This window comes from uncultured Citricoccus sp., assembly GCF_937871995.1.
Classification (GTDB): Bacteria; Actinomycetota; Actinomycetes; order Actinomycetales; family Micrococcaceae; genus Citricoccus.
Genome location: NZ_CALMQR010000008.1, coordinates 1 through 15,003, shown reverse-complemented (window position 1 = coordinate 15,003; position 15,003 = coordinate 1). Strand labels below are relative to the sequence as shown.

The 15,003-nt window shown below is 69.8% G+C and carries 12 protein-coding genes and 1 riboswitch; of the genes, 3 read left to right on the top strand and 9 right to left on the bottom strand.

The features are described from left to right. Positions 1 to 8: 8 nt before the first annotated feature. Positions 9 to 1,121 carry a thiamine ABC transporter substrate binding subunit gene (locus tag Q0283_RS00445; RefSeq protein ID WP_183528686.1) on the bottom strand — a complete coding sequence of 371 codons (1,113 nt, stop codon included), beginning with the start codon at positions 1,119 to 1,121 and terminating at the stop codon, positions 9 to 11. Positions 1,122 to 1,172: 51 nt separating this feature from the next. Continuing rightward, a riboswitch (TPP riboswitch) is annotated at positions 1,173 to 1,276 on the bottom strand. A gap of 199 nt (positions 1,277 to 1,475) precedes the next feature. Between Q0283_RS00445 and Q0283_RS00440 the strand changes: the two genes are divergently transcribed. Continuing rightward, positions 1,476 to 2,387, top strand: a complete 912-nt coding sequence (locus Q0283_RS00440) for a formylglycine-generating enzyme family protein (RefSeq protein WP_183528684.1) — start codon at positions 1,476 to 1,478, stop codon at positions 2,385 to 2,387. 4 nt (positions 2,388 to 2,391) lie between these two features. Here the strand turns inward: Q0283_RS00440 and Q0283_RS00435 are convergent, their stop codons facing one another. From Q0283_RS00435 to Q0283_RS00410, 6 genes are all read right to left on the bottom strand, one after another. Beyond that, positions 2,392 to 4,044, bottom strand: a complete 1,653-nt coding sequence (locus tag Q0283_RS00435; RefSeq protein WP_183528682.1) for a sulfatase — start codon at positions 4,042 to 4,044, stop codon at positions 2,392 to 2,394. Further along, on the bottom strand, positions 4,037 to 4,843 hold the full coding sequence (locus Q0283_RS00430; RefSeq protein ID WP_183528680.1) for an ABC transporter ATP-binding protein: 807 nt from the start codon (positions 4,841 to 4,843) through the stop codon (positions 4,037 to 4,039). Before Q0283_RS00430 ends, Q0283_RS00435 begins: the two co-directional genes overlap by 8 nt. A gap of 67 nt (positions 4,844 to 4,910) precedes the next feature. After that, positions 4,911 to 5,753 (bottom strand): ABC transporter permease, encoded by an 843-nt coding sequence (locus Q0283_RS00425; protein ID WP_183528678.1) that lies wholly within the window; start codon positions 5,751 to 5,753, stop codon positions 4,911 to 4,913. Further along, positions 5,750 to 6,541 carry an ABC transporter permease gene (locus tag Q0283_RS00420; protein ID WP_255459682.1) on the bottom strand — a complete coding sequence of 264 codons (792 nt, stop codon included), beginning with the start codon at positions 6,539 to 6,541 and terminating at the stop codon, positions 5,750 to 5,752. The genes Q0283_RS00425 and Q0283_RS00420 overlap by 4 nt, the downstream gene beginning before the upstream one ends. Continuing rightward, positions 6,538 to 7,548 carry an ABC transporter substrate-binding protein gene (locus Q0283_RS00415; protein WP_298041913.1) on the bottom strand — a complete coding sequence of 337 codons (1,011 nt, stop codon included), beginning with the start codon at positions 7,546 to 7,548 and terminating at the stop codon, positions 6,538 to 6,540. The genes Q0283_RS00420 and Q0283_RS00415 overlap by 4 nt, the downstream gene beginning before the upstream one ends. A 94-nt stretch (positions 7,549 to 7,642) precedes the next feature. Then, the gene (locus Q0283_RS00410; RefSeq protein ID WP_298041911.1) at positions 7,643 to 9,367 is read right to left on the bottom strand and encodes an amidohydrolase; all 1,725 of its coding nucleotides are present in this window, start codon (positions 9,365 to 9,367) and stop codon (positions 7,643 to 7,645) included. A 180-nt stretch (positions 9,368 to 9,547) separates the two neighbouring features. Here Q0283_RS00410 and Q0283_RS00405 point away from each other — a divergent pair, with 180 nt between their 5' ends. Both Q0283_RS00405 and Q0283_RS00400 read left to right on the top strand, forming a co-directional pair. Continuing rightward, entirely contained in the window at positions 9,548 to 10,180 is a 633-nt protein-coding gene (locus Q0283_RS00405) for a TetR/AcrR family transcriptional regulator (RefSeq protein ID WP_298041909.1), read from the top strand. A 154-nt stretch (positions 10,181 to 10,334) separates the two neighbouring features. Further along, on the top strand, positions 10,335 to 11,717 hold the full coding sequence (locus Q0283_RS00400; protein ID WP_183528670.1) for an NAD-dependent succinate-semialdehyde dehydrogenase: 1,383 nt from the start codon (positions 10,335 to 10,337) through the stop codon (positions 11,715 to 11,717). Between the two features lie 22 nt (positions 11,718 to 11,739). Here the strand turns inward: Q0283_RS00400 and Q0283_RS00395 are convergent, their stop codons facing one another. Then, positions 11,740 to 12,135, bottom strand: coding sequence for a hypothetical protein (locus Q0283_RS00395; RefSeq protein ID WP_183528668.1), 396 nt, complete (start codon positions 12,133 to 12,135; stop codon positions 11,740 to 11,742). Positions 12,136 to 12,379: 244 nt separating this feature from the next. Further along, positions 12,380 to 14,947, bottom strand: coding sequence for an ATP-dependent Clp protease ATP-binding subunit (locus Q0283_RS00390; protein WP_183528666.1), 2,568 nt, complete (start codon positions 14,945 to 14,947; stop codon positions 12,380 to 12,382). Positions 14,948 to 15,003 lie beyond the last annotated feature (56 nt).

The window sequence follows — 15,003 nt, the reverse complement described above, 5'->3', positions numbered from 1 at the left end:
GATGCCGATCAGCTCGCGGCCTCGTAGAGTGCGTTCCAGTCCTCGAGCCAGGCCTCGCGCTTCTCGGCGATCTGCCGCAGGTCCGCCTCGATCGGGTCCTCGACGAGGGTGGCGTTCTGCGCCCATTCGGCCGGCAGCTCGAGGGACTCGTCCACCGGGTACATGAACATGTTCTCCGGCAGCGAGGCCTGGAAGTCCTCGGCGAGCAGGAAGTCGATGAACGCCTGCGCGCCCTCGGGGTTCTTCGCGCCCTCCACGACGCCGGCGTACTCGACCTGGGTGGTGCAGGTGTCCTCGACGACCCCGGTGGTCGGGGCGAAGGCGGGGGAGGACGAGTAGCTGAGCACCAGCGGGTAGGCGCCCTGGCCCTCGCCGGCGGAGAAGTCGGAGTAGTAGGCGTCCGACCAGCCGGCGGCGACCTTGGTGCCGCCCTCGAGCAACCGCTGCCAGTAGTCCTGCCAGCCGTCCTCGCCCTTCTCGGTCACGGTGGCGGCCAGGAAGGCCAGGCCGGGGGAGGAGGTGACCGGATTGGTGGTGACGAACAGCCGCGCGTACTCGGGCCTGGCCAGGTCCTCCAGGGTGGTCGGCGCGGCGAGGTCGTTCTCCTCGAACCACTGCTCGTCCACGTTGACGCAGACCTGGCCCTGGTCGATGGGGGTCAGCCGGTCCTCGACGACGAGGTCCTGGGCGGATTCCGGCAGCGCCCCGGAGGCGTACTCGGCGACGACGCCCTCGTCGATGACGCGCTGGGCCGAGAGATTGTCGATGCCGTAGACCGCGTCCACGGTGGGGTTGTCCTTGGACAGGATCAGCTGGTTGACCAGGGTGCCGGCGTCGCCCGGGGCGGTGGTGGTGAGCTCGTAGCCGGACTCCTGCTCGAAGGCGGCGATCTGCTCCTCGGTGATGTTGAAGGAGTCGTGGGTCATCACGGTCACCGTGCCACCGGTGCCGGCTCCCGAGGCGCCGCTCGCGCCGTCGGTGGTGGCCGGCGCCGTGCCGTCGCCCGCGCCGGACTGGTCCGCGACCGAGCAGCCGGTCAGGGCCAGCGCGGCGATGCCCAGGATCGCGAGGGCGCCACGGGCACGGCGTCTGCTGGTGGGCGCTGCGGAAAGGTGGTGCATGAGTTCCTCCAATACCTCTGGAGGGGACGGGGCGGCGGGTGCGCCGACCCGAGGAGAGAAAGCTCGACTTCCTTCGCCGGTGCTAACCGGGCAGGTTCGAGGGTCTGCGGTGTGCGCACTCTCAGCGCCGGCCTGGCGCTCCCCTGTCGTTGAACCTTCAGTCTAGTGCCGGGGGAGGGGCGGGGTCATCTCGGTCGGCTGACGTGACCGGCCGTGGCGGCGCACCATAATGGAAAAGCCCTGCCTGTCTGAGCTGTCCGGCTGAGCACCTGCACGACGAATCGGCCCTGAGAGGTGGATGTGGACTGTTGTCATCCCGCTGCCGGCGGTACCGAGCCGGGACGTGCGCAGCACATGGATCCGCGGGAGCCTGCGTCTCGGGCCGTCCACACGGGCCCGGTCCAGTCGAGCTCCACCCACGGCATCGAGCAGGTTGAGGTTCCCGCCGGTCGGTTCCTCATGGGGGACCACTTCGGTGAGGGGTACCCCGCAGACGGTGAGACGCCCGTGCACGCGGTGCGGTTGGACGGCTTCTCCATGGACGCCACCACCGTGACGGTCGACGACTTCCGGCGGTTCGTGGAGCAGACCGCGTACGTCACGGAGGCGGAACGGTTCGGGTCCTCGGCGGTCTTCCACCTGGAACTCATTGCTCGTCGGCTGAACCCGGCGGGCGCGAACCCGGTCCCGGGGACGGCCTGGTGGGTCAACGTGCCCGGGGCGTGCTGGCATGCCCCGCTCGGACCGGGATCCCGGGCGGACGAGGACCACCCGGTGGTCCACGTCAGCTGGAATGACGCCCAGGCCTACTGCGCGTGGGCCGGGCGCCGCCTGCCGCACGAGGCGCAATGGGAGTACGCGGCCCGCGGCGGGCTGCAGGGCCACCGCTACGCCTGGGGCGATGAGCTCGTGCCGGGCGGCGAGCACCACTGCAACATCTTCCAGGGACGCTTCCCCGTGGAGAACACGATCGACGACGGTTTCCTCTCCACGGCCCCGGTGCGGACGTTCCCGGCCAACGGGTTCGGCCTGTTCCAGATGGCCGGGAACGTCTGGGAGTGGTGCCAGGACTGGTTCCTGCCGCGCTACTACCGGCGCAGTCCCGAGGAGAATCCCCCCGGGCCGCCGTTCGGCGAGGGCAGGGTCATGCGCGGAGGGTCGTTCCTCTGCCACGACTCCTACTGCAACCGGTACCGGGTGGCAGCGCGGAGCAGGAACAGTCCGGACTCCTCGAGCAGCAACTGCGGCTTCCGGACCGTCGGCTGACGGGTCAGGCCGCCGCCCGCACCCGGACCCCGTGGTCGGTCAGCGCCAGCAACTCGTCCAGCATCAGCTGGCGCATGCGGTCCACGACCTCCTCGCACCCCGGCCTGGCGGCCAGGTTGTGGGCCTCCTCCGGGTCCGAGTCGAGCAGGTACAGCTCCTCGGCGTCGGTGCCGAAGTACCGCGTGTAGCGGGCCTCGGGGGTGATGACCGAACGGATGTGCACGGGGGCCGGCAGCCCGTCGAGGCCGAACGGCTGATCCTCCTCGACGATCAGTGCCCTGCGGTGGACGGAGGCCTCGCCCCGCAGCAGCGGGACCAGGCTGCGGCCCTGGATGCCGCGGTGTCCCGAGACCCCGGTGAGTTCCAGCAGGGTGGGCACCAGGTCCGCGTTCGAGACCAGGGCCGTCGAGGCCGCGGTCCGCGCCGCCGGGGAGATCCCGACGCCGGCCCCCGGCAGTCCCGCGGGCACCCTCATGACCAGTGGCACGTTGGTCACGCCCCGGTAGTGGGTGAAGTGCTTGAGCATCATGCCGTGGTCGCCGAACATGTCCCCGTGGTCCGAGGTGAAGACGACCACCGTGTTCTCCGCCAGTCCGGTGCGTTCCAGCGTCTGCAGGATCCTGCCCACCTGGTCGTCCAGCAAGGTGATCAGACCCAGTTCCGCCGCGCAGGCCACCCGGTACTGTTCCTCCGTGGCGATCCACGTCATGGTCGGGTCCTCGCCGGGCATCCCCCGTCGCTCGGCCATGCGCCGGACGTGTTCGGGAGAATCCGAGTGATCCTGGTGGAACGTATCAGGTACCGGGACGTCCGCCGGGTCGTACAGGCGGTCGTATCCGGCCGGCGGCGCGAACGGATGGTGGGGATCGGGGAAGGAGGCGAACAGGAAGAACGGTTCGCCGTCCGCGGCATGGTCCTCGAGGCGGGCGCAGGTCCGCTCGGCGACGTACGCGCTGGGGTGCAGTCCGGCCGGAACGGCCGAGGTGTAGACCTGCGCCCAGTGCCCGCCGTGATCGTCCAGTGCCCGCTGCGGTCCGGCGTCCGTCAAGGGGTCGAAACCGCGCTCGCGCGCCCAGTGCACGTAGTGACCGCTGGGGCGGTCCCCATGACCGACCACCAGGTCCACCTCCTGGTAGCCGTAGTAGTCACCGGGCATCGTCACCGGCTGTTCGCTGTGGAGGAGGGAATCCTCCCAGCGGTCCCAGCCGGCGTCGCGGACGGGTCGGCGGGCATCCGGGAGGCAGTCCTCCAGCAACTGGGGTTCGGAGAGCATGATCTGCTCGCGCTGCTCCGGCTCGAAGTCCCAGCCCATGTTCTGGTGGTGCAGCTTGCCCACCGCGCTGGTGCGGTAGCCGCACGACGCCAGGTCTCCCGGCAGGGTCGAGACGTCCGGGTCGAGTGGCAACCCGTTGCACCGGGTGCCGTGCTGCTGGGGCCACCGACCGGTCATCAGGCTGGCCCGGCTGGGCATGCACGTGGGGTTGGTGACGTGGACGTTGCCGAAGGCCACGCCCTCGGCGGCCAGGGCATCCAGATGGGGCGTCGACACCAGCGGGTGGCCACCGAAGCCCAGGTGATCCGGGCGGAGCTGGTCCGCGATGATCACCAGGACGTTGGGGCGGCCGGCTGCGGGGTTCGGGTCAGGTCGCTCACGCATCGGCCATCTCCTGACGGTGGGGGTTCTTGATCAGGGACAGCACGCGCGTGCGCTCGTCCACGAACGCCTTGGTGGCGCGCGTGGTGATCTGGTCCCGCTCCCGGGGCAGGTTCACGGTGACGACCTCGACCACGTGGGCAGGCTTGGAACCGAGCACGACGACGCGGTCGGAGAGGTACACGGCCTCGTCGATGTCGTGCGTGACCACCAGGATGGTCATGCCGAATTGTTCCCGGATCCGCAGGCAGAGGTCCTCGAGCTCGAACCGGGTCTGGGCATCGACCGAGGCGAACGGCTCGTCCATGATGAGGATCTCCGGCCGGTAGGCCAGGCCGCGGGCGATGGCCACGCGCTGCTGCATGCCACCGGAGAGCTGCCACGGGTAGAGCTCGGTGGCATGGCTGAGCCCCACGGCCTCGATCGCCTCGTCGATGCGCTGGTTCTCCTCGGCCCGGCCCAGTCGGAGGTGCCGCAACGGAAGCCGGATGTTCTTGCGTACCGTCAGCCACGGCATCAGGGAGCGGTGGTAGTCCTGGAAGACGAGGGCCATCTGCTCCGGTGGCCCGTCGATGGGCTGGCCGTCGATCCTGGCCTCGCCGGAGGTCAGTGGCTGCAGTCCGGTGATGCACTTCAGCAGCGTGGTCTTGCCGACACCGGAGGGCCCCACGATGCAGACGACCTCTCCCGCGGCGACCTCGAAGGACAGGTCCCGGATGATCTCCTTGGCCTGGGGGCCGCTCCCGTAGGACTTGCACAGCCTGTCGACGGCCAGTCGAGGGACGGGTGTGGCGTGGTCCATGGAAGCTCCTCGGGTGTGGGCGGACGTGGCGCCGTGGTGTGGTCGGGTGTCAGTGCGGATGGTGGAGTCAAGAGTCACGCTGGGCCTCCTTGGCGCCGAAGTACCAGGCCAGGATCCTGGCCTTGACGAGGTCGAAAAGTTTGTTGATCACGAATCCCAGGACACCGAGCAGGAGCACCCCGGCCCACATGTCCGCGATCATGAAGGACTGCTGCGCGGTCAGCGTCAACGCACCGATGCCGGTCGAGGCACCGAGCATCTCCGAGGCGATCATCACGATGAACGCGATCTGCAGGCTCACCTGCAACCCGGCGAAGATCTGGGGTGCAGCGGCCGGGAGGTACACCTGGGTGAACTTCTCCGTACGGGTCAGCCGGTAGACGACGCTGACGTCCTTCAGGGTGCCGTCCACGGAACGGATCCCGTCCATGGTGGCGATGAGGGTGGGGAACGTCGCCGCCAGGGCGATCGAGGTGATGCGCATGTCGTTGCCGAAGCCGATCATGGTGATGAAGATCGGCACCAGGGCGACGGGCGGGATGGACCGCACGAAGTGGATGATCGGCTCCAGCAACCAGCGCAGCGGCCGGACCAGGGCAAGGACGAACCCGAGGACGATGCCCACCACGACCGCCAGCGCGTAACCCCCGGCCAGGTTGGCCAGGCTGGGGACGACATCGGTGGGGAAGTGGGCGAACAGCCACAACTGCTGAAACCTGGTCAGGATCTCTTCCAGTGGCGGGAAGAAGGTGCTGGAGGACCTCGCTGAAGCCACCCACCAGGCGGCCAGCAGCAGGGTGGGCGTGCCGACGGCCAGGGCCCATTTCAGCCAGGACGGTACGCGACGCGACCTCCGGCGGGGACGCCGACGCGCTGTCAGGTGGTTGACGGTGATGTCTGCGGTGGTCATGCCTGCACCTCACGTTTCGATTCATGCCAGTGCAGGGCCTTGGCCTCGACCAGCTGGGACGCGGCCTGGAAGGCCATGCCGAGGACGCCGAGCACGATGATCAGCGCGTACATCCGCGCCGAGTCCCCGGCGGTCTGGGCCTGGTACAGGCTCTGGCCCAGACCCGGTCCGCCCCCGAGCAGCCCGGCGACGACGGTCACCACCAGGGCTGCCGGTGCGGAGACGCGGATGGCGGTGGCGATGAAGGGCGAGGCGCCCGGGAGTATGACCCGCCCCAGGATCTCGACCTGGCCCATGCCGTACGAGCGGGCGGTGTCAGTGCGCACCGGATCGACATCGAAGACGCCGGCAACGGTCTGGATCAGGATCGGGATCGCGCAACCGATGATGGCCAGCACGATGGTCATCTCCGTCGTCGGACCCAGGATGAGCACCACGATGGGCAGGATCACGATCGGCGGGATCGGCTTCAGGAATTCGAGCACCGCGGACGTGGCGAATCGCAGCAGCTGTGAGGTGCCGATCAGGATGCCCAGGACCACCCCGACGACGATCGAGGCCGCCAGCCCGATCAGGGCCGTCCCCGCCGTGACGGCGGTGTCCTCCCAGAACGCACCGTCACCCAGCATCTCCCCGAGGGCGCTGAGCGCCTGCCCCACGGTGGGCAGGGACGTACCGGACAGCGGACCAGTCGCCAGCACCTGCCAGACGATGAGCAACAGGCCCACGCCGGCTGCGCCATAGGCCAGCGGCCGGGAGTTGTGGCGCCAGTAGTGCCCCGTCATCATTCAGCCCCCAGGATCGAGTCCTCGGTCAGCGGCGCGTTCTGCGGCTGGTAACCGAGTTCGGTCATCTTCTCGTTGGCACGGTTGATGTCCTCGAGCCTCGTCTCCAGCGGCCAGTAGGTGGTGGCTCCCTGGCGGATCGTCTCCAGGTCCACGCCGGTGATCTCCGCCGCGTGCTTCTGGGCCTCCTCCGTGTTCTCGTTGCCGTATTCGAAGGCCTTGACCATGGCCTCACGGAAGGCCTCGTACTTGGCGGGGTCCTGCTCCACCTGGTCGGTTCCGGCGACCCACAGCCCCACGGCGCCCTTCTCGAAGAAGGCCACGCCCGGGGAGGAGAGCAGGGTGTTCCCCTGGGCGCCGGCCTGCTCGGTGAAGGGGGAGACGAGGGCAGCGGCATCGATCCGGCCGTTCTTCAGGGAGTCCAGTGCCGAGGCGGGGTCGAGCACCATCCACTGGACCTTGGACGGGTCGCCACCGTCCTGGCGGATGGTCTCGCTGATGGTGACCTCCATCTGGGCCTTGCGAGCCGGGACGGAGACCTTGCGTCCTTCGAGGTCAGCCGGGGACGAGATGTCGCTTCCGGCGGCGACGTACACGCCCGTGTCGTCCAATTCGGCGGCATCCATCTCCAGGGCGTCGTCGGGGTAACCGTCGGCGGCGGCGACGACGGTCAGGTCGATGCCCTGGTTGAGGGCGTTGAAGAAGGGAACCGAGGGGGTGTAGGCGACGTCGATGTCACCGCTCTGGACCGCGGCGATGGCGGCCGGCGGGTTGGCCACGGTCTTCACCTCGATGCTGTTGATGCCGGCCTCCTCGAGGTATCCCTGCTCCTCGGCCAGGCGCAGCGAGGCATCGGATGCCAGGCCGAGGGCCCCGACCGTCACGGTGCCCCCCGACGAGCCGGACTGGGTCTGTCCTGACTCGGCCGTGGTGCTGCCGCCGCAGGCGACCAGGCCGAGGCCCAGAGACGTGACGGCGGCGAAGGACAGGAAGGTTCGACGGGTGTTCATGGTGTTCTCCTGGGGTATGGGAATCGAGGTGGAGACGGTGGAACCGATGCCGGAGGAGGCATCGGGGGACGGATGGACTGGTCGATGGCCCGTGTCAGGCCGGTCCGTGGACCAGGCGCCCACCCAGCCACGTGGATCGGACGGGGTTGGAACTGAGGTCCTGTATCTCGTGGTCGGACGGCCACGGACTCTCCAGCAGGCAGAGATCGGCGAATTGGCCGGGGGCCAGGGTTCCCTTGAGGGTCTCGGCATGGTCCTGCCAGGCGGGAGTGGAGGTCATCGCCGCCAGTGCCTCGCGCGAGCTGATCCGCTCGGCGGGGTTGACGGGGAGATCGTGGTCCCGCGTCATCCGGGTGACCATCGCGATGATCTCGCCGCGCCAGTCGACTGACGAGACGGGTGCGTCCGAGGTCGCCGTGAACCGCACGCCAGCTCTGGCCGCACTGGCGAGGGGCTGATGCCAGGCGAAGCGTTCCGGGCCGAGAAGCCGCTCCAGGGAGGCGCCACCGCCGAAACGGATCAGTGGGTTCGTGCACAGGCCCACGCCGTGAGCTACCATGCGGGCGAGTTCCCGGGGCGCGTCCGGACCGTTGAAGGCGCCATGGATGACATAGTGTCTCGGATCCCCTGTGGCCCCCGGCCGGCGGTCGGACGGGCCGCCTTCCTGGGCTGCCGCCACCGCGTCGACGACCGCTGATGTGGTCGCGTCGCCCGTGGCGTGCACCCCCGACTGGAGCCCCGCCCGGTGGATGAGGGCGATGATCTCCTTGAGCTCGGTGATGCGCGCCTCGTCGCTCGCGCCGGCCACGACGAGCTGTCCGTGCGAGCACTCGGTCCCGTAGGGAGCGGACATCCACGCGGTGCCGCTGCGCGGGGTCCCATCGGCGAACACCTTGACTCCACCGATGCGCAGCAACTGGGGGTCGATGGCGCGCTCCTCCAGCAGTCGGGGGAGGTCTGATTCAAGGCCGCTGCGGACGGTTTCGGAGCTGATGCCACCGGTGCCGGCGAACAGCATCAGGACGTTGACCCTCAGGGCCAGCTCCTGTGACTGCGCCAGTGCCGCCAGTGACTCGAGGGCTCCCGTGGTGGGAGAGCCATCCAGCAGTCCGGAGCCCCCGGGGCCGAGGCCGGGCTCCGTCAGTGACGTGATACCCCAGGAGTGCAGCAACGACTGGCACTTCAACTGGACCCGGCGCAGTTCAGCAGTGCTCGGGGCGGGAATGGCGCTGAGGGGCAATTCCATGGCGGCGTCGACGAACAGCCCGTTCGGCCTTCCGTCTGGGTGGCGTCCGATGACACCGCCGGGCGGGTCCGGAGTCGAACTCGTGACGCCGGCCATCCGGATCAGCGCCTCATTGGCCAGGAGTTGATGACCCGTCTGGTCGAAGGCGACCACGGGGACGTCGACACCGAGGCCGGCGAGCATCTGCACCCCGGCGGCGCCGAGGCGGAACTCATCCCACCCGTGCGCCTTGACGACTGCCGGTCGCGCCGACGCCGCCTGGCGCAGCGCGTGGGCGACCTCGTTCCACGTGGGACAGCGATGCGCCGAGACGTCGACGCAGCCATAGAGGATGCTGGCGAGCACCGTGAAGTGCAGGTGGGCGTCATTGATGCCCGGGATCAGCGCGCCACCAGCGGCATCCACGACGCGGGTGCCCGGTCCGACCAGGGCGCCCACCTCGGACGAGGGGCCGACGGCGGTGATGCGCCCTTGTGAGACGGCGACGGCATCCGGGGCAGGACCAGAACCCGGGGCCCGCAGGACCGTGGGCAGGTCCGCGCCATGGATGTACAGGTCCGCCCTGGGGGTCATGGGTTCCTCCTGTCCGTACTGCGCGGTGGTGACCCACGGATGTGAGCGCCCTCACATTGGAGCATTAAGTTGGTCAAGTGATCAAGACATATGACCAACTTCGGTCGTACGATGTATTCCATGCACGGCACGTCGAAGTGACCCCACGGTCCCGAGACCGCCTGAGAGAACGGAGCACGCATGTCGAAGCGCATTCCCGCTGAGCAGCGCCGGGAGGAATTCATCGAGGCGGCGGCGCGGGTGATCGCCCAGGAGGGGGTCGAGCGGGCGACTACGCGTCGCATCGCCCAGGAGGCGGGCGCCCCGCTTGCTGCGCTCCACTACTGCTTCCACAGCAAGGAGGAGCTCCTCGAGGCCGTACAGGAGTACCTGAGCCGTGACTTCGCCTCGCGGTTGCCCCCTTTGCCGCCGGAGGTCCGTGGCCTGGAGGCCGCCATAGCGGCCCATGCCGACCGGGTGTGGCAGCGGATCACCGAGCATCCCGAAGAACAGGTGGCGACCTTCGAGCTGCTGTTGCGCCGTTATCGGCAGAGCCAGGAGGATTCAGAGTCGCAGGCCCAGGCGAACCTGGAGATGTACCAGGCCTGGTTCCGGTCGACGTCCTCGATCTACGCGAGGGCAGCCGAGGAGGCGGGAGAACCGGTACCCAACAACCTGCTGCTGATCACGCAGTTGTTCATCGCCGGGATCGATGGATTGAGCATGCTCTACGTCGCCAGCCCCGAACTGGTTCAGCCCCAGCCCATGCTCGACGTCCTGGTCCGGTCCATCGTGGCCGCGTGCAGGTACGACATGTCCGAGACAGGCCGGTGACCGCGACGTCTCACGGGTGAACCAGCCGGTCCTGCCCGTGGCACGGCGTCCGCGGTCCGTGTCGCCCGCGGACCGGCCCACCCCGGGGAGAGGTCATGTCCGCGTGGAGCGGACCCCCTTTCGTCCGCACCCCACCGGTCCCTAGGGTGGACGGATGAGCAAGTACACCACCACGAACCCGACCACCGGACAGATCGAACGCGAGTTCCCCACCCTGCAGGACGGCGAGGTCGAGGGGGTCCTGGCCCGCTCCCATGCCGCCTACGACGGATGGCGGTCGACCTCCCCGCAGGACCGGGCGAAGGTGCTGGCCGATGTGGCCCAGGCCTACCGCGACCGCGCCGAGGAACTGGGCCGGCTGATCGCCACCGAGATGGGCAAGCCGCTGCGCCAGGCCATCGGCGAGGCCAAACTGGCCGGCAAGATCTACCAGTGGTACGCCGACCACGGCCCCGAACTGCTGCAGACGGAGACCCTGGACCCGCAGGGCGCCGTCGAGTCGATCGTGCAGACCACGCCGCTCGGTTCGCTCGTGGGCATCATGCCGTGGAACTACCCCTACTACCAGGTGGCCCGGTTCGCCGCCCCCAACCTGATGGCCGGCAACACCGTCATCCTGAAGCACGCCCCGATCTGCGGTGCGTCCTCCGCGGTGATGGAGCAGATCCTGCACGAGGCCGGGGTCCCGCAGGATGCCTACATCAACGTCTACGCCACCAACGAGCAGGTCGCCACGATGATCGCCGACCCGCGCGTGCAGGGCGTCTCGCTCACCGGCTCGGAGCGGGCCGGTACCGCCGTCGCCAAGACGGCGGCCGAGAACCTCAAGAAGGCCGTCCTGGAACTCGGCGGCTCGGACGCGATGATCGTGCTGGACGACGCCGACGTCGAGTCGACGGCCAGGACGGCGGCCCAGGGGCGGCTCTCCAACGCCGGCCAGGCCTGCAACTCGCCCAAGCGCATGATCGTCCCGAACGACAAGCTCGACCAGTTCGTCGCCACCGTGGTGTCCACGTTCGAGGGCGCCGCGGTGGGCGATCCCACCCAGGACGGCACCGCCGTCGGGCCGCTGTCCTCCGTCACGGCACGGGACACCGTGGTCCAGCAGGTGCAGAGGGCCGTGGACCAGGGTGCGACCCTGCACACCGGTGGCCAGCCGCTGGACGGCGAGGGCGCCTTCATGGCCCCGGCCGTGCTGACCGGGGTCACCCCGGAGATGGACGCCTACTCGGAGGAGATCTTCGGGCCGGTGGCCGTGGTCTACGGCGTGGACTCCGTGGAGGAGGCGCTCGAGCTCGCCAACGACGTCAGCTTCGGTCTCAGCGGATCCGTCTGGAGCCAGGACATCGATCGCGCCCAGGAGGTCGCCGACGGTCTCGAGGTGGGCATGGCCTACGTCAACGAGCACGGCACCACGCTGCCCGGCTTGCCCTTCGGCGGCGTCAAGCGCTCGGGTTTCGGCCGCGAGCTCGGCCGCTGGGGGATGGGCGAGTTCGTCAACACCCGGTTGCGCCGCACCGCCGCCGCCAAGGGCTGACCCGGGCGGGGTGGGCGGGTCCTCAGAGGGTGAAGGCCCGGATGAGGGAGAGCACGAGCCCGCCCACCCCGATGACGATCAGGGTCGCCCCCAGGGACAGGCACACGCTGGTGATGGGCCGGCGACGCCCCAGGCTCATCAGCGTGGGCTTGTCCGGGCTCACGTAGGCCAGGGCGTGGTCCCTGCCGCCCAGGCGGGCGCGTTCCGGGGCACGGAGGCGCCGTTCGTAGATGTCCTCGGCGGTGAACCACCGTGCCCGGGGCTGGTGCGGCTGGCCCATGATGACGATCTGCGTGGGGACGAACCCACGGTCGGTGGAACGCAGGAGCATGCCCAGCACGAACAATGGCAGCCCGATCCCCGGGCTGACCCAGGCGAGCACGTCTGCGGCGTCGGCGAAGTCCTCGAGGCCGGTCACGGTTCAAGGCTAGTCTCAACCGCCCGGGAACTGGGGGCTGCCCCGGTGAGCGTGCCGGGGCCCGCGCCGCCCCGCACGTGCCCGGGGTGTTCGCTGACGCGAGTCAACGAACACCCCGGCCCCGGCAGTCATGATCACGGCGCGCGGTGGTTTCCTTGGCGTGTCCCACCGCGCGGCGTGACCGTGACCCAAGAGCACGGTGCGGGGAGCGCCGCCGCCGGGAGCACGACGCGCGGGCCGCGGCTCAGGCCGCCAGCGCCTCCGGCGTGCGGACCGGCGTCGCGCGCAGCTGGCTGTCCTCGACGGTCACCCGCACCGCGTCCCCCTCGGCCACGGTCTCGGAGACCAGCAGGTCCGCCACCCGGTCGTCCAGCTCGCGCTGGATGACCCGGTGCAGCGGGCGCGCACCGTAGGCCGGTTCGTACCCGGCCTCGGCGATCCAGTCGCGGGCGGCGTCATCGACCTCGAGGGCGATGCCCTGGGCGGCGAGCCGGGCCTCGGAGGCCCGCAGCTGCAGTCCCACGATCTCGCGCAACTGCGCCGCCGAGAGCGGGGAGAACAGCACCGTCTCGTCGATCCGGTTCAGGAACTCCGGCCGCATGAACTCCTTCACCCGGCCCATCACCTTCTGGCGCACGTCCCGCTGGGCGGCCGCCGCGTCGGCGGAGGCGAACCCCAGGGACGTCCCGCCCGAGGACAGGAACTCGGACCCCAAGTTCGAGGTCATGATCAGCACCGTGTTGCGGAAGTCCACGGTGCGGCCCTGGCCGTCGGTGAGCCGGCCGTCGTCGAGCACCTGCAGCAGCAGGTTGAACACGTCCGGGTGGGCCTTCTCGATCTCGTCGAGCAGGATCACCGAGTACGGGCGGCGCCGGACCTGCTCGGTGAGCTGCCCGGCCTCGTCATAGCCGACGTACCCCGGAGGGGCACCGACCAGGCGCGAGACCGTGTGGCGCTCGCCGAACTCGGACATGTCGAACCGGACCATGGCGTGCTCGTCGTCGAACAGCGACTGCGCCAGCGCCTTGGCCAGCTCGGTCTTGCCGACGCCGGTGGGACCGAGGAACAGGAAGGACCCGACCGGCCGCGAGGGGTCGGCCATCCCGGTCCGGGACCGTCGGACGGACCGGGCGATCGCGGTGACCGCGTCGTCCTGGCCGACCACCCGGTGGTGCAGCTCATCCTCGAGCCGGGCCAGGCGCGATTTCTCGGCCTCGGTCATCCGCGCGGCCGGGATGCCGGTGGCGCGGGAGACCATCTCGGCGATGGCGCCCTCGTCGACGACGTCACCGGCCCCGCCCGCGTTCTGCCGTGCGGCGGCCTCGGCCAGCTGCTCGTTGATCCGGTTGACCTCGTCGCGCAGCTCGCCGGCGCGCTCATAGTTCTCGGCGTTGACGGCGGAGTTCTTCTCGGCCTCCAGCCCCGCGAGCGTGGCGCGCAACGCGTCGACGTCCACCGGTGCGCCGCCCTCGACCGGGCCGCGCCGCAGCGACAACCGTGCCCCGGCCTGGTCGATCAGGTCGATCGCCTTGTCCGGCAGGAACCGGTCGGTGATGTACCGGTCCGAGAGCACGACGGCGGCGCGCAGCGCCTCGTCCGTGTACGTCACCCGGTGGTGGTCCGCGTAGCGGCCGGCCAGCCCGGCCAGGATCTGCACGGTGTCCTCCACGGAGGGCTCCGGGACGGTGACCGGCTGGAAGCGGCGCTCCAGGGCGGCGTCCTTCTCGATCTTGCGGTACTCCTTGAGCGTGGTGGCGCCGACCATGTGCAGGTCCCCGCGGGCCAGCCGCGGCTTGAGGATGTTGCCGGCGTCCATGCCGCCGGACTCCCCGGAGCCCCCCGCGCCGACGACGGTGTGCAGCTCGTCGATGAACACGATGGTGTTGCCGTCCTCGGCGATCTCATCCATCGCGGTGGTGAGCCGCTCCTCGAAGTCGCCGCGGTAGCGGGTGCCGGCGACCATGCCGGCCAGGTCCAGCGTGATGACGCGCCGGCCCTTGAGCTGGGCGGGCACCTCGTCGTCGGCGATGGCCTGGGCCAGGCCCTCGACGATGGCGGTCTTGCCGACGCCGGCCTCGCCGATCAGCACCGGGTTGTTCTTGGTCCGGCGGGCCAGGACCTCGATGGTCTGCTCGATCTCGTCCTCGCGGCCGATCACCGGGTCCAGCCGGCCGGCGCGGGCCTCCTCGGTCAGGTCGAGGCCGAACTTCTCCAGCACGGATCCCTCGGCGCCGGTCTGACCCGGGCCCTCACCCGGCCCGTGACTCGGTTGTCCCGGCTGGGCCTGTTGCTGGGCGGCGGCCTGCAACGACTGGGGGGTGACACCGGCCTGGGCCAGCAGGTGCCCGGCGGGGGAGTCCTGGTTCAGCACGAAGGCGAAGAACACGTGTTCCGGGTCGATGTACGTGGAGCCGAAGGCGCGGGCCACCTGGTAGCCGTCCAGCAGGACCTTCTGCGCCGAGGCGTTCAGGGCCGCGGACGTCTCGTCCTTCCCCTCGACGGGAGCGGGCAGGCGCTCGTCCACGGCCGCGATGAGGGCCTGGGGGTCGGCGCCGGAGGCGCGGACGCCGGCGGCGGCCGGATCCTCGCCGAGCATGGTGCGCAGGACGTGCAGGGCGTCGACCTCGGTCTGGCCGCGTTCGACGGCGAACCGCGCGGCGGCGGCGATGACGTCGTGGGTCCGCTTGCTCAGCAGGCGGGTGATGTCGACGGGGCGTCCCTGACGGCCCACCCGCTGACCCTGCAGGTAGCGGGTGAAGAATTCGTCGAAGGAATCGCCGTGGGAGCCGGCGGGGCCGAAGAATGCGGGCATTGGTCCTCCTCGAGACATGCTCAGCGAGAGTTGAGTGTGTTCAGCTCAAGTAACGC